The sequence below is a fragment of the Phreatobacter aquiterrae genome (assembly GCF_053471285.1).
In genome coordinates, this window is sequence record NZ_JBJPHW010000007.1 from 218,564 (window position 1) to 235,224 (window position 16,661).

Genomic DNA, 16,661 nt, shown 5'->3' on the forward strand with positions numbered 1-16,661 from the left:
TGGATGGCCACCAGCCAGATCATTTCACGGTCCGTCATGGTGCCGCCTATTCGCCCTCGCCGAACTGGTCGGCGACCAGCGCGGAAAGGGCGTCGACCGCCGCCGCCGCCTCGGCGCCGCTGGCCCTGAGGGTAATGGACGTCCCGATGCCCGCCGCCAGCATCATCAGGCCCATGATGGAGCTGGCATCGACCGTCTCGCCGCAGCGGGAGACCTGGATGGTGGCGTTGAACCGGTCGGCGCAGGCCACGAACTTGGCGGAGGCTCTAGCGTGCAGGCCGCGCTTGTTGACGATCGCAAGTTCCCGGACGATCTCGCCGTCGCGGGCAGGCGCTGGCGGAGGACAACCGACCTCATCATCCAACATGGCGAAACGTTCTCCCCTTGCCCATCCGCGGCGACCGGCGATGGACATGCCCTGAAAGGGGGCGAATTGCCGTCATTCTAGACACCGGATCTCCCCGAGCTCAATGACCCGCGAGGACGCGGCTGGCAATGTTGATGTACTTGCGGCCCGCCTCCTGGGCGTGCAGCACGGCTTCGGCCAGCGGCTTTTCCGACCTGACGGTTGCGAGCTTCACCAGCATCGGCAGGTTGATCCCGGCGATGACCTCCACGGGCCGGCCGCTCATCACCGAGATCGCGAGGTTGGACGGCGTGCCGCCGAACATGTCGGTGAGCACGGCGACACCATCGCCGGAATCGACCTTCTCGACAGCGGCGATGATATCGCGGCGGCGCTGGTCCATGTCGTCGCTTGGACCAATGGCGATGGTCTCCACCTGATTCTGGGGACCAACCACATGCTCCATGGCGTGTCGGAATTCGACGGCCAGTTGGCCGTGCGTCACGATGACGAGTCCGATCATCAGGCACTCCGCGCGTCCCACGAGACGCGCCAGATCGACAAAGAGGCGGATATGATCACCATGTGACCGGGGAGCGCAAGGCCCCCAGTGACGCAACTGCAACGATTCTGCTGCGGCGCAACCTGAGGCCCAGAGCCTGCCAGCGGCAGGGCGACAGAGTGGTGGCGCGCGCCCGCTGGCCCTTCAGACCGTCGCGATATGGCTCACGCCGACCTGCCGATCGCATCGAGAACCAGGGGCAGCGGCGGCACGCCCGGGGCGACGGGAATGCGCGGCAGGACGACGCCGTCGATGACGACCCGCGCGGCATCATCTTCCGGCATCCGGGCGGCGTCGGGGGCGTCGAGGTCGACGATCCACCCGACCACCGCCTGCGCTTCATGGGGGAGCCTGACGACCCCGGCGCCGCGCCGCTCCACAAGGCCGGCGATGGAATCGGGCGCACGCGCCAGCAGCCGTCCGTGATGCACCGACAGGATCACGCGGTCGTCGGCGACGAGCCGCGCAAAGGGGATGAGCCCAGAGTGGGCGGCGTCGAGAAGGGCATGGACGAGGGCGCTCTTGCCGGACCCCGAGGGACCCCGGACAAGCACGGCGCGAGGGCCGACCAGCACGGCAGAGGCATGGATGCTCGCCACCGCCGCCCCGCTCAGGCGGCCGGCAGGCGAACGACGAAGCGCGCGCCGCGCACGGTCGGCTCGCCGTCGGGACCGGGCGGGCCGGCGCGGTTCTCGGCCCAGATGCTGCCGCCATGCGCCTCGATGATCTGCTTGGAAATGGACAGGCCGAGGCCGGAGTTCTGACCGTAGTCCTGGTGCGGGCGGTCGGTGTAGAAGCGCTCGAAGATCCGCTGCAGCGCGTCCTCGCGAATGCCCGGGCCATCGTCGTCGACCGTGATCTCGATCGCCCCCTTGAGCTTGCGGGCGGTCACCCTCACCTCGCCCGTCGGCGGCGAGAACGAGCGGGCGTTGTCGATGAGGTTGGTGAACACCTGGCTGATGCGGCTGTCATGGCCCGGCACGGCGAAGTCGGCCGCCTTGCCGCCCTCGAAGGCGAGGCGCACCGGCACGTCGCCATCCTTGCGGACCTCATTGGCGATGGTGGCGATGGTCCCGAGCAGCCGGGAGAGATCGACCCGGGTCGATTCCTGCCGCTGCAGTTCGGCATCGAGGCGGCTGGCATCGGAAATATCGGTGATCAGGCGGTCGAGGCGTTTCACGTCATGCTGGATGACCTCCAGAAGCCGCGTCCGCGAGGTATCCGTCTTGGCGAGCGGCAGCGTTTCCACTGCCGACCGGAGCGAGGTCAGCGGGTTCTTCAGTTCGTGGGCGACGTCGGCCGCGAACCGCTCGATGGCCTCGATGCGGGCGTAGAGCGCGTCGGTCATGTCGCGCAGGGAGCGCGACAGGTGGCCGATCTCGTCGCGGCGCTGACTGAAGTCGGGAATCTGCTCGCGGGACCGATGGCGCCGGCGCACCTGGTCGGCGCCCTCGGCGAGCTTGCGGACCGGGCCGGCGATGGTGCGGGCCATCAGGATCGACAGCACGATCATGACGAGGGCCGCCACCAGGAACACCCTGAGGACCTGGAACCGCTCGGCATCGAGCACGGCGTCGATCTCGCCGCCCTGGGTGTTGAGCAGCAGCACGCCGAGAACGCCCCGGAACCGCTGCACCGGAATCGCGACCGAGACGATCAGCTCGCCACGGTCATTGACCCGGACCATGCTGACCTTTTGCCCGTTCAGCGCCTGGGCGACTTCCGGATAGCTCCGTCCGTTGCGCATGCCGAAGTCCCGGTAAATAGGGAAATTGCCGCCGCCGCGCAGGAACCGGCGGATCTCGTTCCACCACTTCTCGTAGAAGGGCGGCTTGGTGCCGATCGGCGGCAGATCGAGCGCCTGGATGTCGCCGCGACCATAGAGGTTGCGGCTGTCGAGGATCAGGTTGCCCTCGCGGTCGTAGATGCGCGCCTGCGTCTCGGTCGGCCCGGTCAGGCGCCTGAGGACGGGCGCGACGCGCTCCGGATTGATCGGGAACTCGAGCAGCGCGGCAGGGTCGTCGATCGCCGAGCCGGTGCCGCCGAGTTGCAGCTCGAACAGCTTGTCCGGATCGATGGGAATCACCGATCCGTCGACGGCAGCCGACGCGGCGATGGCGCCCGCGATGATCTCACCCTGGACGAGAAGGCTCTGCTGGCGGGATTCGATGAGGCCGGCGCGGAACTGCGACAGCCAGAGAATGCCCGAGACCAGCGCTACCAGCCCGACGAGATTGAGCAGGACGATGCGGCGGGTGAGGCTTGAGAAGGAGCGGTTGACGACGGCCCGCGTCGCCCGCGCCAGGATGCGCCCGAACCGCGTCCACGGCCTCACGGTCCGTAGGGGAGGCGGGAGCACCGCTTCTCCTCGAGGTGCGGTATCGTCCTGGGTCCGGTCCAGCATGATCCTGGAAAGGCTCGTGCGAGCCTCACTCCTTGAAGCGGTAGCCGACGCCGTAGAGCGTTTCGATCATCTCGAAGTCGTCGTCGACCACCTTGAACTTCTTGCGCAGCCGCTTGATGTGGCTGTCGATGGTGCGGTCGTCGACATAGACCTGATCGTCATAGGCCGCGTCCATCAGGGCATTGCGGCTCTTCACGACGCCTGGACGCTGGGCCAGCGCCTGCAGAATCAGGAATTCGGTGACGGTCAGCGTCACCTGCTGGCCATCCCAGGTGCAGGTGTGGCGCTCCGGGTCCATGCGCAGCTTGCCGCGCTCCAGCACCTTGGCGTCGGACTTGGCGTCCGCGATCGGGTCCTTGGCGGCGGCACGGCGCAGCACCGCCTTCACCCGCTCGACCAGGAGACGCTGGGAAAATGGCTTCCGGATGAAATCGTCGGCGCCCATCTTGAGCCCGAAGAGTTCATCGATCTCCTCGTCCTTGGAGGTGAGGAAGATGACCGGCATGTCGGTTTTCTGGCGCAGCCGGCGCAACAGCTCCATGCCATCCATGCGCGGCATCTTGATGTCGAGGATGGCGAGGTCCGGCGGCGTCTGCTTGAAGCCGTCAAGGGCCGCGGCGCCGTCATTGTAGGTGACGATGCGATAGCCTTCGGCTTCGAGAGCGATGGCGACCGAGGTCAGGATGTTCCGGTCGTCGTCGACGAGAGCGATGGTCGGCATTTGCTTACCTTGTTGGGCGGGGCGATTGTGGCAGACAGACCCCTGCCGTTCGAACGCGCCAAGCGTGGCAAAAATGGGACTGGCGCAGGATAGCGCCAAGGCAAAGCAAAGATAAGGGGCGAATGCGAGGAATATAAGTGGCCTCGGCCCTTCGAGACACCGATGTTGTCCACGGCTGCCCAAACGAAAAAGGCCGGGCATGGACCCGGCCTCGTTTCCGTCAGGGCGCGGACCTTACTTCGGAATGTCGACGGGGCTGTCCGCCTGTTCGCGCAGATAGGCCATCAGGTCGGCGCGCTGCTGCTCGGAGCGGATGCCGGCGAAGGCCATGGTCGTTCCGGGCAGGGCGGCGCGCGGATTGGTGATGAAGGCGTAGATGGCCTCGAGCGTCCACGGCTCGCTCGCCTTGGCCTTCATTGCGGCCGAGTAGTTGAAGCCCGCAGTGGCGCCATGGTTGCGGCCGACGATGCCATGGAGGTTCGGACCTGCGCCGTTGGCACCACCCTTGTTGATGGTGTGGCAGGTGGCGCACTGGCGAAACACGGCCGGGCCGTTCGCCGCGTTGGCCGAGGCGAAGACCTCTGCCATCGACTTCGTGGGAGCAGCCGCGGCGGGCGCCGCCTGCTGACCGCCTGCGGGAGCGACCGCCACTTCGTAGCCGGGTTTCGCCGGCTTGGCCGGCCTGAAGAGCTCACCCGCGAGCAGGCTGCCACCCAATGTGCCCGTGCCGACGAGCAGCACGGCCATCATGACCTTGTTGAATTCCAATCCGTCCATCGGGACCAGCTCCAGAGATCGGCGGCGCCGTGAGATAAGGTGCGCGGGGGAACGCGGGATGGGCCTGCCGATTTGGCGCGGACACTATCCAATTTGCGCCCTGCGAGGCAACCCGTATATGCACGCCTCTCACATGCTACTTTTTGCCGCCTCCAAACTGGCTCCCTCGCCCGCATCCGGCCTCTGATGACCGCCTCGATTGTTCTCGTCCCCGCGCGCATGAGCGCCTCACGCCTTCCCGGCAAGCCTCTCGCCGACATCGGCGGAACGCCGATGATCGTCCATGTGATGCGACGGGCGGAGGCGGCGGGGCTCGGTCCGGTGGTGGTGGCGACGGATTCGCGGGAGATTCTGGCCGCCGTCGAGGCCGCCGGCGGCCGGGCCGTCATGACCCGCGCAGACCATCCGACCGGCTCCGACCGGATCCAGGAGGCGGCCGACCTCGTCGACCCCGAAAGGCGCTTTACCCGAATCGTCAACGTCCAGGGCGACCTGCCGACCATCGAGCCCTCGATCGTCCGGGCGGCCGCCGATCTCCTGGACGACCCGGCGGTCGACATCGGCACGCTGACCGCCGTGATCACGCGGCAGGAGGAGATCACCAACCCCAACGTGGTGAAGGTGGTCGGCACGCCCCTGTCGGAGACGCGCCTGCGCGCGCTCTACTTTACCCGCGCCACCGCTCCCACCGGCGAGGGGCCGCTCTACCATCACATCGGCCTCTACGCCTATCGCCGCGCTGCCCTCGAACGCTTCGTCTCCCTGCCCCCGGCCCCGCTGGAGAAACGCGAGCGGCTGGAGCAGTTGCGCGCGCTGGAGAACGGCATGCGGATCGACGTGGCGGTGGTCGACGCCGTGCCGCTCGGCGTCGATACCCCGGCCGACCTCGAAAGGGCGCGCGCCCTCATCGCCAAATCCTGACCGATCGGCTACAGAACCCGCCCCATCCCGGAGTGATGCTCCCATGATCCTCGCGCCCAAGCGCGTCGCCTTCCAGGGCGAACTCAGCGCCTTCTCGCACCAGGCCTCCAAGGCCGTGTTCCCCGACGCCGACGTGGTGCCCTGCCCCAGCTTCGAGGACGCTTTCGCCGCCATCCTGAACGGTGACGCCGACCTCGGCATGATCCCGATCGAGAACTCGATCGCCGGCCGTGTCGGCGACGTGCATCATCTGCTGCCGACCGCCGGCCTCAACATCATCGGCGAGTTCTTCCTGCCCATCCGCTTCCAGCTGATGGCGGTGAAGGGCGCATCCCTCGGCACGATCAAGACGGCGCGCAGCCACATCATGGGCCTCGGCCAGTGCCGCCAGATCATCCGCAAGCTCGGCCTGAAGCCCATCGTGGCGGCCGACACGGCGGGCTCGGCCCGCGAGGTTGCGGAGATGGGCGACCCGACGCAGGCCGCCATCGCGCCGCGCCTCGCGGCGGAAGTCTATGGCCTGGACATCCTCGCCGAGGACATCGAGGACGCCGCCAACAACACCACGCGTTTCGTCATCCTGTCGCGCCAGAAGATCTGGGCCGCTCCCGGCCAGGATTGCCTGACCAGCTTTGTCTTCCAGGTGCGCAACGTGCCGGCGGCGCTCTACAAGGCCATGGGCGGTTTTGCCACCAACGGCGTCAACATGACGAAGCTGGAGAGCCACATGATCGGCGGCCGCTTCGTGGCGACGCGCTTCTATGCCGAGATCGAGGGCCATCCCGACGACCGGCCGGTGAAGCTGGCGCTGGAGGAACTCGCCTTCTTCGCCAAGGAACTGACCATTCTCGGCGTCTATCCGCAGAACCCCTGGCGCAACGAGGTCGAGAAGACAGTGGCGGAGTAAACGCCTCGCCCGGGCGCCGCGAATCGCGGCACCTTGGCCGCATGGACTCAGCGCCTCCCGAACTCGACACGCTGCGCATCGCCATCGCCCTTGCCGATAGCGGCGACCTGACGGCGGCCGGTGCCGGCTTCGGCGTCGGGCGCCGCACGGCCGCCGCCCGCATCGCCCAGCTCGAACGGCACATCGGCGTCGTCCTCTTCGACCATGCCGGCAAGGCTGTCAGTCTGACCCGCGCCGGCGAGGTCTTCGTCGCCGAGGCCCGGCTGTCGCTCGCGGCTGCCGAGCGGGCGGCGCGCCTCGCGCGCGAGGTGAGCGAACGCGCACCGACCATCGGCATCGGCGTCAGCGACGACGCCATGCTCGGACCGCTGCGTGACCTGTTCGAGGACCCGGCCTGGATCGAGGCCGGCTTTGTCCCCGAACTGCACCATGGCACGCTCGAAACCCAGATGTCGGCGCTCGCCGAAGGGCGTGTCGCGATGATCTTCACCGCCCCGCCCCTGCCGCCCCATCCGCGCATCGTCCACAAGCAGGTCGCCACGTCGAAATGGTCCGCGCTGGTGCCGGATGCCGAAGCGCGGCTGCGCAAGACCGCGAGCCTCTCCAATATCGCGCGCAAGCCGCTGGTGGTGCTGGCGCGCGACAGGGCGGCTCTGGCCCATGACGGCCTCATCGCCGCGCTTCAGGCCACGGGCACCCTCCCCACTCTCGCACAGGAGGCCGAAAGCTGGGCGGGAGTCGCCGCCATGGTCAGCCTCGGGCTCGGTTCGGCGCTGGTGCCGTCCATGGTGGTGAAGCGCCTCGCGATCACCGGCGCGACGGTCCTGCCGCTCGTCGAGGCCGACGGACTTCCGGCCTGGACGATCTCCTGCCTCTGGCTGCCGCAGCCCTCGGGCACCGCGGCGGCGGATGCCATCGCGCTGATGAAGGCCCGCCTCGGCTAGCGATGCTTCCCATCCACGAAGGCGCGGAGGAGGTGGTGCGCGATGGCCAGCGGCGGCGGGCAGGAGAGCCGCGCCGGATGCTGCTTCGCCAGCATCATCCAGCACTCCTCGCGGGTGAACCAGCGTGCGTCCTCCAGTTCTTCCGTATCGATCTCGATGTCGCGGCTGGTCGCTTCCGCGAGGCACCCGATCATCAGCGAGGCCGGGAAGGGCCAGGGCTGGTCGCAGAGATAGGTGACGGTGCCGATCCGGACGCCCGCCTCCTCCATGATCTCGCGGCGCACCGCATCGGCGATCGTCTCGCCCGTTTCCAGGAAGCCGGCGAGCGCCGAATACATGCCCGGCGGGAAGCGGCGCTGGCGTCCCAGCAGGCAGCGGTCGCCATCCAGCGCCAGCATGATGACGACCGGATCGGTGCGCGGGAAATGCTGGGCGTTGCAGGACGGGCAATCGCGCCGCCAGCCGGCCTGCGACAAACGCGACGGTGCCCCGCACTTGCCGCAGAAGCGATGCGTCGCGTGCCAGTGCATCACCGACTTGCCCTGCGCCATGGGCCCTAGGTGATGCGGCTCGACGACGCCGTTCATGGCGATCGTCCGCATGTCGGTGATGAGCAGCGTCGGGTCGTCGACCTTGACCTCTGCGATGCGGTAGGCGTTCGGGTCGGTCTTGGCGAGTTCCGGCACCAAGCGGGCGAAGCGGGGCGCGCCGTTGGCGAGGCCGAGAAAGGCGGTCTCCAGCGGCTCGCCGAAGGCCTCCGCCTCCTGCGCCGTGAACAGCGGATCGCCGCGGTCGCCGTTGCGCCGGAGGATCGGCGTCTCGCCGGCGAAGACATAGAGCCGCGTGCGCGGATCGGCGAAGGTGAGCCCGAGCCAGGCCTCGTCGCCGCGCTTGGCGCTCATCCGGTCGAGGTCATTCTCGGTATAGCCGAGCGTGATCGGCGGCAGCGGCGGCAGGGCATCGGACATGGACGATCTTCCGGCAGGTGGGGACGAGACGCTCGCATGCCCCGGCCGCCCGAGCAACGCGCTCAACCGGCGGAGAGCCTTGCCCTCAACGCGGCAATGAAGCCCTCGCGCGGGGCATCGGCATAGGGCCTGGCGGGCACCTTGCCCCACACCGGCCCCGGCCAGGCCGGGTCGCCGGCGAAGCGGCCGATGATGTGGACATGCAACTGCGGCACCATGTTGCCGAGCGCCGCCACGTTGAGCTTGTCGCAGTGGATCATGGCGCGAAGCACGCCCGAGACGGTGGCGATCTCATCCATGAGCTGGACGCGGTCTTGCGGGCCGAGATCGACGATCTCCACCGTGCCCTCCCGCCGCGGCACAAGGATCAGCCAGGGATAGGTGGCATCGTTCATCAGCCGGATCTGGCAGAGCACGAGGTCGGTGACGGCGACCGTGTCGGCGGCGAGGCGGGAGTCGAGGCTGAAGGCGGTGGTCATGGATCTCATCTCGTCTCGCGCGGCGGCGAATTCGTATAGCTAGATGCGGTCGATCTGTCCGGCCCTTCCTGCTGCCATCGGCGGCAGAACTCCGCTTGCGTCCTGCCCGCCTTGCCGCCATATAGCCCGTGGGAGGTTGGCGGTGGACGAGACTCTCGCCAACCCGGTCAGATCCGGAAGGAAGCAGCCGTAACGAGCCCGTTTCGGGTCGCGTGTCAGCCTCCCACTTCATCCCCAGCGGATGGTTGCCCCCGCGCGCGCCGCGCGCGACACTGGCATGAGCCGTTCGCCAGAGCCCCGAGCAGGACAGACATGGATTCCTCGCCCGAGACCGAACCCGGGTTCGATCTCGGGACCCAGGAGCCTGCCCCCGCCGCGGCGGCCTATCGCGTCCTCGCCCGCAAGTACCGGCCTCAGCACTTTGCCGACCTGATCGGCCAGGAGGCCATGGTCCGCACCCTGTCGAACGCCTTCGACACCGGGCGGATCGCGCAGGCCTACCTCTTCACCGGCGTGCGAGGCGTCGGCAAGACGACCACCGCCCGCATCCTCGCCCGCGCGCTGAACTACGAGCTGCCCGGCGAGGTCGACCGCCCCTCCATCCATCTCGACCGGCCCGGCATCCACTGCCAGGCGATCATGGAAGGCCGCCACGTCGATGTGATGGAGATCGACGCGGCCTCCCACACCGGCATCGACGACGTCCGCCAGATCACCGATGGCGCACGCTATGCGCCGGTCTCGGCGCGCTACAAGGTCTATATCGTCGACGAGGTCCATATGCTGTCGGAGAAGGCGTGGAACGCCTTCCTGAAGACTCTTGAAGAGCCGCCGGCGCATGTGAAGTTCATGTTCGCCACCACCGAGATCCGCAAGGTTCCGGTGACCGTGCTCTCCCGCTGCCAGCGCTTCGATCTCCGGCGCGTCGAAGCCGACGTGCTGGTGAAGCACCTCGCCGGCATCTGCGAGAAGGAAGGCGTCGCCATCGAACCCGATGCGCTGGGCCTCATCGCCCGCGCCGGCGAGGGCTCGGTGCGCGACAGCCTCTCCATCCTCGACCAGGCCATCGCCCACGGCGCGGGAACGGTGGAGGCCGACAATGTCCGCCGCATGCTCGGCCTCGCCGACCGCGCCCGCATCATCGACCTGTTCGAGCACGTCATGAAGGGCGACGTCGCCAGCGCCATGGCCGAGTTCAAGGGCCAGTACGACGACGGGGCGGACCCCGGGATCGTGCTCGCCGAACTTGCCGAGTTCGTCCATTTCGTCACCCGCGTGAAGGTCGCCCCCGCAGCCGCCGACGACGTCGCCTTCTCCGAGACGGAGCGCAAGCGCGGCCGCGACTTCGCCGCGCGCCTCTCCCATCGCGTCCTCGCCCGCGCCTGGCAGATGCTGATGAAGGGCATCGAGGAGGTGGCGCGTTCGCCCAAGCCCCTGGCCTCGGCCGACATGGTGCTCGTTCGCATTGCCTATGCGGCGGACCTGCCGACCCCCGACGAGGCGCTACGCATGCTGGCAGACGGCTCAGGCATCGGCGGCGGCGCCCCCCGCCTGCCCTCGGGCGGCAATGGCGGAGGCGCGAGCGCACAGGTCGCCGCCGCCGGCGGTGCTCCGCGCCTTCAGCAGGTCGCCCGGCCCGAAGGCGCCCCCGTCGCCATGCGCGAACAGCCGGCCCCGCAGGCGCAGCCCCATCTCGCGCTGGGCACCCTTGCCGAGATCATCAAGCTCTGCGCCGAAAAGCGCGACGTGCGGCTGAAGCAGCAGCTCGAGGGCGACATGCACCTCGTGCGCTGCGAGGACGGCCGGCTCGACTTCCGCCCCACCCGCAATGCCGCCCCGACCCTTGCCGGGGACCTGCAGAAGAAGCTGACCGACTGGACCGGACGGCGCTGGATCGTCACCATTTCCTCCGAGGAGGGCGAGCCGACGGTGCGCGAGCGCCTCGCCACCGAGCAGGCCGACCGCGAGCGGGGCGTTCTTGCCCATCCAAGCGTTCAGGCGATTCTGGCGAAATTTCCCGGCGCCGAGATTGTCGCCGTGCGCCCGCTCGAAGGCGCGGCGGAAGCCGAGGCCGCACCGGCGGCCGTGTCGGGCGACGACGATCCGGACGGCAACTGGGAACCCGTCGACCCCTGGGACGACGACTTCTGATCACAGCGAAGGATACTCGCCATGAAGGACATCATGGGCCTGATGAAACAGGCACAGGCCATGCAGGCCAAGCTTCAGGAGGCGCAGGCTGACATGGAGCGCACCGAGGTGCAGGGCACGGCCGGTGGCGGCATGGTCACCGTCAGCCTCACCGTGAAGGGCGACCTCAGGAGCATCTCCGTCGATCCCTCGCTCCTGAAGGCCGACGAGAAGGAGATCGTCGAGGACCTGATCGTCGCCGCCCATGCCGACGCCCGCCGCAAGGCCGAGGTCGTCGCGCAGGAGAAGATGAAGGGCGTCACCGGCGGCCTGCCGCTGCCGCCAGGCATGAAGCTGCCGTTCTGAGGTCCTGATGCCGCTGCGCCGCGTCGCCATCACCGACATCAAGCCCTTCGACTACCGGTTCGAAGCCGGCATCGGCGGGAGGATGACGGATGTCGGCCGCACGCTCGGCAGCGACAGGGTCGGCCTCATCATCCAGACCGTGAAGCCGGGCGACCGGTCGTCACGGCGACACCGGCACCTCTTTCAGGAGGAGATCCTGATCGTGATGGCTGGAACCGCGACGTTGCTCCACGGCGACGAGCGCGTCCCCGCCAGGGCCGGCGATGCCTTCTGCTACCGTGCCGGCGATCCCGAGCCGCACACCTTCGAGAACACCGGCGCGGATGACCTCGTCATCTGGGCCTTCGGCAACCGCTTCGCCCACGAGGTCTGCGTCTATCCCGACCAGGGCGTCGCCTTCGTCGAGGGGCTCGGCGCGGAGGTGCCGCTGGACGGCCTCCGGGCGAGCGACTGGACCGAAGACCGCCGAAAGACCTGAGAAAGAACCGCCTCCATGTCCAAGAGGGTCGCAGGCCCCGAGATCGAGCGGCTGATCCAGCTTCTCGCCAAGCTGCCGGGCCTGGGGCCTCGCTCGGCGCGGCGCGCCGCGCTGCACCTCGTCAAGAAGCGCGAGAGCCTGATGCAGCCGCTGACCGCCGCCATGGCCGAGGCGCTGGACAAGATCGTCATCTGCCGGACCTGCGGCAATGTCGATACCTCCGATCCCTGCACCCTCTGCACCGATCCGCGTCGCGACGGCGGCGTCATCATCGTGGTCGAGGACGTGTCGGATCTCTGGGCACTGGAGCGTGCCGGGGCGATCAATGCGAAATACCACGTGCTCGGCGGCACCCTGTCGCCGCTCGACGGGGTCGGCCCGCAGGACCTGAACATCGAGGGCCTGGTCACGCGGGTGCGCGCGGGAGGCGTCCGCGAGGTGATCCTTGCCGTGAACGCCACCGTCGATGGCCAGACCACGGCCCACTACGTCACCGACCTCCTCGCCGGAACCGGCGTTGCCGTCACCCGCCTCGCCCACGGCGTGCCGGTCGGCGGCGAGCTCGACTATCTCGACGAGGGCACCATCTCGGCGGCGATCCGCTCGCGCACGAGCTTCTGAGGCGCGAAAGCCCCGCAGAGCCCAAGTGCGTCCTTCGAGGCTCGCTGCGCTCGCACCTCAGGATGAGGAGGTGGGTGTCTGGCAGAACGGCGCAGCCGTCGCACGGCCGATTTCCCCCGAGCCCAAAACCGCCGTCTTCCGTCGTGCACCGCACCGCCCTGCTCATCCTGAGGTGCGAGCGCAGCGAGCCTCGAAGGACGCACTTGGCTGATCCATGGCTGCTTGACGCCCCGGAAGCGCGCGGCGGGCCGGCCCCTCACAGCCGATAGGCCTCTTTCGCCAGCCGGTAGGCGAGGTCGACGGCGAGCTCATGCGCCTCATCCTCGTCGAGGCGGCCGTCGCAGACGAGTTCGGCGAGATGGGCGCAATCGACCCTGCGGGCGACGTCGTGGCGCGCGGGAATCGACGGAAAGGCGCGCGTATCGTCGTTGAATCCGACCGTGTTGGAGAAGCCGGCCGTCTCGATCGCCTGCTGCTTGAAGCGCTTCATGCCCTCGACCGAATCGAAGAACCACCAGGGGGGCCCGAGCCTGAGCGCCGGATAGTGTCCGGCGAGCGGCGCGAGTTCGCGCGAATAGGCTGTCTCGTCGAGGGTGAAGAGGATGATGGTGAGCCCCGGCTCGTTGCCCACCGCGTCGAGCAAGGGCTTGAGCGCGCCGACATAGTCGGTCGGCCCCGGAATGTCGGCGCCCATGTCGCGGCCGAAGCGGGCGAAAATGCCGGCATTGTGGTTGCGGCGGGAGCCGGGATGAATCTGCAGCACCAGCCCGTCGTCGAGGCTCATTCGGGCCATCTCGGTCAGCATTTGGCCACGGAAGAGATCGGCTTCCTCCGCCGTCGGATGGCCGGTCGTGACAGCACGGAACAGTCGCTCGGCTTCCACCGGGGCGAGATCGGCGGTGCGCGCCGTGGGGTGGCCGTGGTCGGACGCGGTCGCGCCGTGCGCCCTGAAGACGGCGCGGCGCTTGCGATGCGCAGCGAGATAGCCGGTCCAGGTGGTGGTGTCCTCGCCGGTCAGTTGCCCGAACCTCTCAAGGTTTGCACGGAAATCCTCGAAGTCCGGATCGACCACCGCATCCGGCCGATAGGTCGTCACCACCCGCCCCGTCCAGCCGGACGCGGCGAGTTGCGCATGCCATTTGAGATCGTCCAGTGCGCCTTCCGTCGTCGCGAGCACCTCGATGCCGAAGGTCTCGAACAGGGCGCGCGGCCTATAGGCCGGCTGCCGCAGCGCGCCGTCGATCAGGTCATAGACACGGTCGGCATTGGCAGCCGACAGGCGCTCGTCGAGGCCGAACAGGGCGGCGAAGGCATGGTCGAGCCAGAGCCGCGTCGGCGTGCCGCGGAACAGGTGGTAGTGCGCGGCGAAGCGCCGCCAGATGGCGCGCGGATCGGTCTCGACCGGCGTGCCGTCCCTCGTCGGCACGCCGAGGGATTCCATGCTCACGCCCTGCGAATAGAGCATGCGGAAGACATAATGGTCCGGGATGACGAAGAGCTTCGCCGGATCGGGGAAGGCATTGTTCTCGGCATACCAGCGCGGATCGGTGTGGCCGTGCGGCGAGACGACGGGCAGTGTCGCGACCGCCTCGTAGAGCCGCCGGGCGACGGCACGGGCGGACGGGTCGAGCGGAAACAGCCGGTCGGGCGCGCTGATGCGGCTCGACGGCAACGGCAGCCTCGAAGGGGTCATCATGCCTCCCGCACCGGTGCGCGCCGCCTTGCCGCGGCGCTGTCATCCGGCCGCGGCAAACTAGTATGGCAGCTTGGGGAGTCAATCGGCCGGCCCGATGGGCGGCGTGCCGACGGCTCAGGCCAGACCGCGCGCCGCGATCACCAGGAAGACCAGGCCGACGGCGCCCATCGCCCCGGCGGCCGCACGAAATGCTGGCGGCACTTCTGCGGTCAGAGGGAACAGGCGTCGGGCCGCAAGCGTCACCGCAGTTGCGATGGCGCTCTGTACGATGACGAGGCCGATCAGATAGGCGACGATCGGCATCGGTTCGGCGCCGACGACGCTCTCCGCCAGCGCATGGCCATGGGAGAAGCCGCCGACGGCGAAGACAGTTCCGGTGATTGCAAGCGGCAGAGCCGGGGCGAGAACGCCGATCAGGGCGATGACGACGAGGCTGCCCGCGACCAGGAATTCCGCCCCGGGCAGGTCGATGGCGCCGAGATGGGCGAAGACGCCCAGGCCCATCGCCGCGATCCACAGCGACGGCAGCACGAACCAGCCGCGCCCGGCGCGCGATGCCAGCAGGCCGACGACGATCAGGGCAGCCAGATGGTCGAGGCCGAGGACCGGATGGCCGAAACCGGAGAGCAGGCCCTGCACGAAGGTGTCCGGCGTCGCCCCGCCCATGGGATGGTGAGCCAGCGCCGGCACAGCGCCGCCAACGGCGGCAAGAGCGGCAAGGCAAGCGATATGACAGAGGCGCGACATCGGGCGATCTCCCTGGGGCCGCCCGTTTATCGAAGCGGCATTCATCGATCAGGGCCTGCTTGCAGGCCGCCCGATCACCATGAGACTAGCCGGCGCACCAGCAGCGGAGAAGGGTCGTCAGTGGCCGGTGGGGTGTGCAATGCCGCCCGGGCAGGAGCCGCTGGGCCGCTTACACGCGCCGGAGGCTGACGCTGTCGATGCGGTGGTCGGCGGCCTTCTTCAGGATCAGCTTGGCGCGATGGCGGGTCGGCAGGATGTTGTCGCGCAGATTGACGAGGTTGATGCCGTACCACAGTGCCAGCGCGGTCTTCATCGCCTCGAACTCGGACTTCTCGGCATAGCGGCGGAAGTAGCTCTGCGGGTCGCGGAAGGCCGTCTCGCGCAGCCGCATGAAGCGCTCGAGATACCAGCGCTCCAGCACCTCCTCCTCGGCGTCGATGAAGATGGAGAAGTCGAAATAGTCCGAGACGAAGGGAATGGCCTTGCCTTCGCGCGGCGGCCGCCCGGTCTGCAGGACGTTCAGGCCCTCGACGATGAGGATGTCGGGCCTGTCGACTTCCACCGCGCCGCCCGGCACGACGTCATAGACGAGGTGTGAGTAGATCGGCGCCTTCACGTGCCGCTCGCCGGCCTTCACGGCGGCAAGGAAGCGCAGCAGCGCCTTCGTGTCGTAGCTCTCCGGGAAGCCCTTCTTCTTCATCAGCCCCTCGCGCTCCAGATGCGCATTGGGGAAGAGGAACCCGTCCGTGGTGACGAGATCGACCTTCGGCGTGTTGGACCAGCGCGACAGCAGCGCCTGCAGCACGCGCGACGTGGTCGACTTGCCGACCGCCACCGAGCCGGCGACGCCGATGACGAAGGGGATTTTCACATCCTTGGCGCCGAGGAAGGACTGGCTGGCGCGCGACAGCTTCTGCTGGGCGGCGACGTAGAAGGACAGCAGTCGCGAGATCGGCAGGTAAATCGCCTCGACCTCCTCGATGGAAAGCTGGTCGGTGAAGGAGCGCAGCTTCGTCACCTCCTCCGGCATCAGCGTCATCGGTGTGTCGGCGCGCTTCTCGGCCCACTCGGCGCGCGAGAAGACCCGATAGGGCGAGGGGCTGCCGTTAGGCGGCTCGACCAGGGCGGCGGCAGCGAGGCTTGCGGGCATCGGGCGCTCGTTCATTCAGGAGGTCTTGGACCGCGATGCCTTTTCGGCATGGCCCGACTGTGTCGTCCGGCGCGCGAGTTCGACCATCACCTCGTCGAGGGCGATGCCGCGCGCGCGCCAGACGACGAGCAGGTGGAACAGCACGTCGGCGCTCTCGGCCACGAGGCCGGCCCTGTCGTTCTCCGTGGCGGCGATGATCGCCTCGATCGCCTCCTCGCCGAACTTGCGGGCGCAATGGGCAGCACCCTTTTCGAGCGAGGCAGCCGTATAGCTCTCCGCCGCCGGAGCGCTGGCGCGCCGGGCGACGATGGCCTCGAGATCGGCGAGCGAAAAGGAACTCATCGGCACGCTGCCCTTGGACGAGGGACGGGACCGGCCATGGGCCGGGCCAGAAAGTCGCGGCATGATGCAGATTATCGGGGCAATGTCACGGTGGCAGAAGGG

Annotated in this window: 19 protein-coding genes and 1 other RNA gene; 8 read left to right on the forward strand and 12 right to left on the reverse strand. The window is 68.4% G+C overall.

The genetic code is table 11. The annotated features are described in order from the left end of the window. Positions 1-46 precede the first annotated feature (46 nt). From ACJ4V0_RS12935 to ACJ4V0_RS12960, 6 genes are all read right to left on the reverse strand, one after another. On the reverse strand, positions 47-367 hold the full coding sequence (locus tag ACJ4V0_RS12935) for an HPr family phosphocarrier protein (protein ID WP_448299984.1): 321 nt from the start codon (positions 365-367) through the stop codon (positions 47-49). Positions 368-467: 100 nt separating this feature from the next. Next, on the reverse strand, positions 468-869 hold the full coding sequence (locus ACJ4V0_RS12940; RefSeq protein ID WP_448299985.1) for a PTS sugar transporter subunit IIA: 402 nt from the start codon (positions 867-869) through the stop codon (positions 468-470). Between the two features lie 203 nt (positions 870-1,072). Continuing rightward, entirely contained in the window at positions 1,073-1,507 is a 435-nt protein-coding gene (locus ACJ4V0_RS12945; protein WP_448299986.1) for an HPr kinase/phosphorylase, read from the reverse strand. An 11-nt stretch (positions 1,508-1,518) separates the two neighbouring features. After that, positions 1,519-3,312: a sensor histidine kinase gene (locus tag ACJ4V0_RS12950; protein ID WP_448299987.1), complete on the reverse strand. Its 1,794-nt coding sequence runs from the start codon at positions 3,310-3,312 to the stop codon at positions 1,519-1,521. A gap of 25 nt (positions 3,313-3,337) precedes the next feature. Then, a complete protein-coding gene (locus tag ACJ4V0_RS12955) occupies positions 3,338-4,033 on the reverse strand; it encodes a response regulator transcription factor (protein WP_448299988.1) in 696 nt (231 codons plus the stop codon). Between the two features lie 234 nt (positions 4,034-4,267). Beyond that, positions 4,268-4,810 carry a c-type cytochrome gene (locus tag ACJ4V0_RS12960; protein WP_448299989.1) on the reverse strand — a complete coding sequence of 181 codons (543 nt, stop codon included), beginning with the start codon at positions 4,808-4,810 and terminating at the stop codon, positions 4,268-4,270. Between the two features lie 186 nt (positions 4,811-4,996). On the opposite strand from ACJ4V0_RS12960, the gene ACJ4V0_RS12965 reads away from it, so the two are divergent. From ACJ4V0_RS12965 to ACJ4V0_RS12975, 3 genes are read left to right on the forward strand one after another with little or no spacing between them, the layout of a single operon-like run. Continuing rightward, a complete protein-coding gene (locus ACJ4V0_RS12965; RefSeq protein ID WP_448299990.1) occupies positions 4,997-5,731 on the forward strand; it encodes a 3-deoxy-manno-octulosonate cytidylyltransferase in 735 nt (244 codons plus the stop codon). A 43-nt stretch (positions 5,732-5,774) separates the two neighbouring features. After that, positions 5,775-6,638 (forward strand): prephenate dehydratase, encoded by an 864-nt coding sequence (locus tag ACJ4V0_RS12970; RefSeq protein WP_448299991.1) that lies wholly within the window; start codon positions 5,775-5,777, stop codon positions 6,636-6,638. A 41-nt stretch (positions 6,639-6,679) separates the two neighbouring features. Further along, positions 6,680-7,582 (forward strand): LysR family transcriptional regulator, encoded by a 903-nt coding sequence (locus ACJ4V0_RS12975; RefSeq protein WP_448299992.1) that lies wholly within the window; start codon positions 6,680-6,682, stop codon positions 7,580-7,582. Here ACJ4V0_RS12975 and nudC read toward each other — a convergent pair. Together nudC and ACJ4V0_RS12985 are read right to left on the reverse strand one after the other, a co-directional pair. Then, positions 7,579-8,550 (reverse strand): NAD(+) diphosphatase, encoded by a 972-nt coding sequence (gene nudC / locus ACJ4V0_RS12980; protein WP_448299993.1) that lies wholly within the window; start codon positions 8,548-8,550, stop codon positions 7,579-7,581. The two genes, ACJ4V0_RS12975 and nudC, sit on opposite strands and share 4 nt — an antisense overlap. Positions 8,551-8,612: 62 nt before the next feature. After that, entirely contained in the window at positions 8,613-9,029 is a 417-nt protein-coding gene (locus ACJ4V0_RS12985; protein ID WP_448299994.1) for an HIT family protein, read from the reverse strand. Positions 9,030-9,160: 131 nt separating this feature from the next. On the opposite strand from ACJ4V0_RS12985, the gene ffs reads away from it, so the two are divergent. From ffs to recR, 5 genes are all read left to right on the forward strand, one after another. Then, positions 9,161-9,256: signal recognition particle sRNA small type (gene ffs / locus ACJ4V0_RS12990), an RNA gene on the forward strand. An 85-nt stretch (positions 9,257-9,341) separates the two neighbouring features. Beyond that, complete coding sequence (locus ACJ4V0_RS12995; protein WP_448299995.1) at positions 9,342-11,180, forward strand: DNA polymerase III subunit gamma/tau; 1,839 nt, start codon at positions 9,342-9,344, stop codon at positions 11,178-11,180. 21 nt (positions 11,181-11,201) lie between these two features. Beyond that, positions 11,202-11,525: a YbaB/EbfC family nucleoid-associated protein gene (locus tag ACJ4V0_RS13000; RefSeq protein WP_448299996.1), complete on the forward strand. Its 324-nt coding sequence runs from the start codon at positions 11,202-11,204 to the stop codon at positions 11,523-11,525. A 7-nt stretch (positions 11,526-11,532) separates the two neighbouring features. Next, complete coding sequence (locus tag ACJ4V0_RS13005) at positions 11,533-12,003, forward strand: cupin domain-containing protein (protein WP_448299997.1); 471 nt, start codon at positions 11,533-11,535, stop codon at positions 12,001-12,003. Positions 12,004-12,018: 15 nt separating this feature from the next. Beyond that, positions 12,019-12,624 carry a recombination mediator RecR gene (gene recR / locus ACJ4V0_RS13010; protein WP_448299998.1) on the forward strand — a complete coding sequence of 202 codons (606 nt, stop codon included), beginning with the start codon at positions 12,019-12,021 and terminating at the stop codon, positions 12,622-12,624. 256 nt (positions 12,625-12,880) lie between these two features. Here recR and uxaC read toward each other — a convergent pair whose 3' ends face one another. The 4 genes from uxaC to ACJ4V0_RS13030 form a co-directional block, all read right to left on the reverse strand. After that, the gene (gene uxaC / locus ACJ4V0_RS13015; RefSeq protein ID WP_448299999.1) at positions 12,881-14,317 is read right to left on the reverse strand and encodes a glucuronate isomerase; all 1,437 of its coding nucleotides are present in this window, start codon (positions 14,315-14,317) and stop codon (positions 12,881-12,883) included. Between the two features lie 117 nt (positions 14,318-14,434). Continuing rightward, positions 14,435-15,067, reverse strand: coding sequence for a HupE/UreJ family protein (locus ACJ4V0_RS13020; RefSeq protein WP_448300000.1), 633 nt, complete (start codon positions 15,065-15,067; stop codon positions 14,435-14,437). 169 nt (positions 15,068-15,236) lie between these two features. Continuing rightward, on the reverse strand, positions 15,237-16,217 hold the full coding sequence (gene coaA, locus ACJ4V0_RS13025) for a type I pantothenate kinase (RefSeq protein WP_448300035.1): 981 nt from the start codon (positions 16,215-16,217) through the stop codon (positions 15,237-15,239). 15 nt (positions 16,218-16,232) lie between these two features. Next, positions 16,233-16,559, reverse strand: coding sequence for a phosphoribosyl-ATP diphosphatase (locus ACJ4V0_RS13030; protein WP_448300001.1), 327 nt, complete (start codon positions 16,557-16,559; stop codon positions 16,233-16,235). Positions 16,560-16,661: the final 102 nt, after the last annotated feature.

Coding starts and splice junctions, on each gene's coding strand:
- ACJ4V0_RS12935 (WP_448299984.1), bottom strand. CDS start 367: ATGTTGGATGATGAGGTCGGTTGTCCTCCGCCAGCGCCTGCCCGCGAC.
- ACJ4V0_RS12940 (WP_448299985.1), bottom strand. CDS start 869: ATGATCGGACTCGTCATCGTGACGCACGGCCAACTGGCCGTCGAATTC.
- ACJ4V0_RS12950 (WP_448299987.1), bottom strand. CDS start 3,312: ATGCTGGACCGGACCCAGGACGATACCGCACCTCGAGGAGAAGCGGTG.
- ACJ4V0_RS12955 (WP_448299988.1), bottom strand. CDS start 4,033: ATGCCGACCATCGCTCTCGTCGACGACGACCGGAACATCCTGACCTCG.
- ACJ4V0_RS12960 (WP_448299989.1), bottom strand. CDS start 4,810: ATGGACGGATTGGAATTCAACAAGGTCATGATGGCCGTGCTGCTCGTC.
- ACJ4V0_RS12965 (WP_448299990.1), top strand. CDS start 4,997: ATGACCGCCTCGATTGTTCTCGTCCCCGCGCGCATGAGCGCCTCACGC.
- ACJ4V0_RS12970 (WP_448299991.1), top strand. CDS start 5,775: ATGATCCTCGCGCCCAAGCGCGTCGCCTTCCAGGGCGAACTCAGCGCC.
- ACJ4V0_RS12975 (WP_448299992.1), top strand. CDS start 6,680: ATGGACTCAGCGCCTCCCGAACTCGACACGCTGCGCATCGCCATCGCC.
- nudC (WP_448299993.1), bottom strand. CDS start 8,550: ATGTCCGATGCCCTGCCGCCGCTGCCGCCGATCACGCTCGGCTATACC.
- ACJ4V0_RS12985 (WP_448299994.1), bottom strand. CDS start 9,029: ATGACCACCGCCTTCAGCCTCGACTCCCGCCTCGCCGCCGACACGGTC.
- ACJ4V0_RS12995 (WP_448299995.1), top strand. CDS start 9,342: ATGGATTCCTCGCCCGAGACCGAACCCGGGTTCGATCTCGGGACCCAG.
- ACJ4V0_RS13000 (WP_448299996.1), top strand. CDS start 11,202: ATGAAGGACATCATGGGCCTGATGAAACAGGCACAGGCCATGCAGGCC.
- ACJ4V0_RS13005 (WP_448299997.1), top strand. CDS start 11,533: ATGCCGCTGCGCCGCGTCGCCATCACCGACATCAAGCCCTTCGACTAC.
- recR (WP_448299998.1), top strand. CDS start 12,019: ATGTCCAAGAGGGTCGCAGGCCCCGAGATCGAGCGGCTGATCCAGCTT.
- uxaC (WP_448299999.1), bottom strand. CDS start 14,317: ATGACCCCTTCGAGGCTGCCGTTGCCGTCGAGCCGCATCAGCGCGCCC.
- ACJ4V0_RS13020 (WP_448300000.1), bottom strand. CDS start 15,067: ATGTCGCGCCTCTGTCATATCGCTTGCCTTGCCGCTCTTGCCGCCGTT.
- coaA (WP_448300035.1), bottom strand. CDS start 16,217: ATGCCCGCAAGCCTCGCTGCCGCCGCCCTGGTCGAGCCGCCTAACGGC.
- ACJ4V0_RS13030 (WP_448300001.1), bottom strand. CDS start 16,559: ATGAGTTCCTTTTCGCTCGCCGATCTCGAGGCCATCGTCGCCCGGCGC.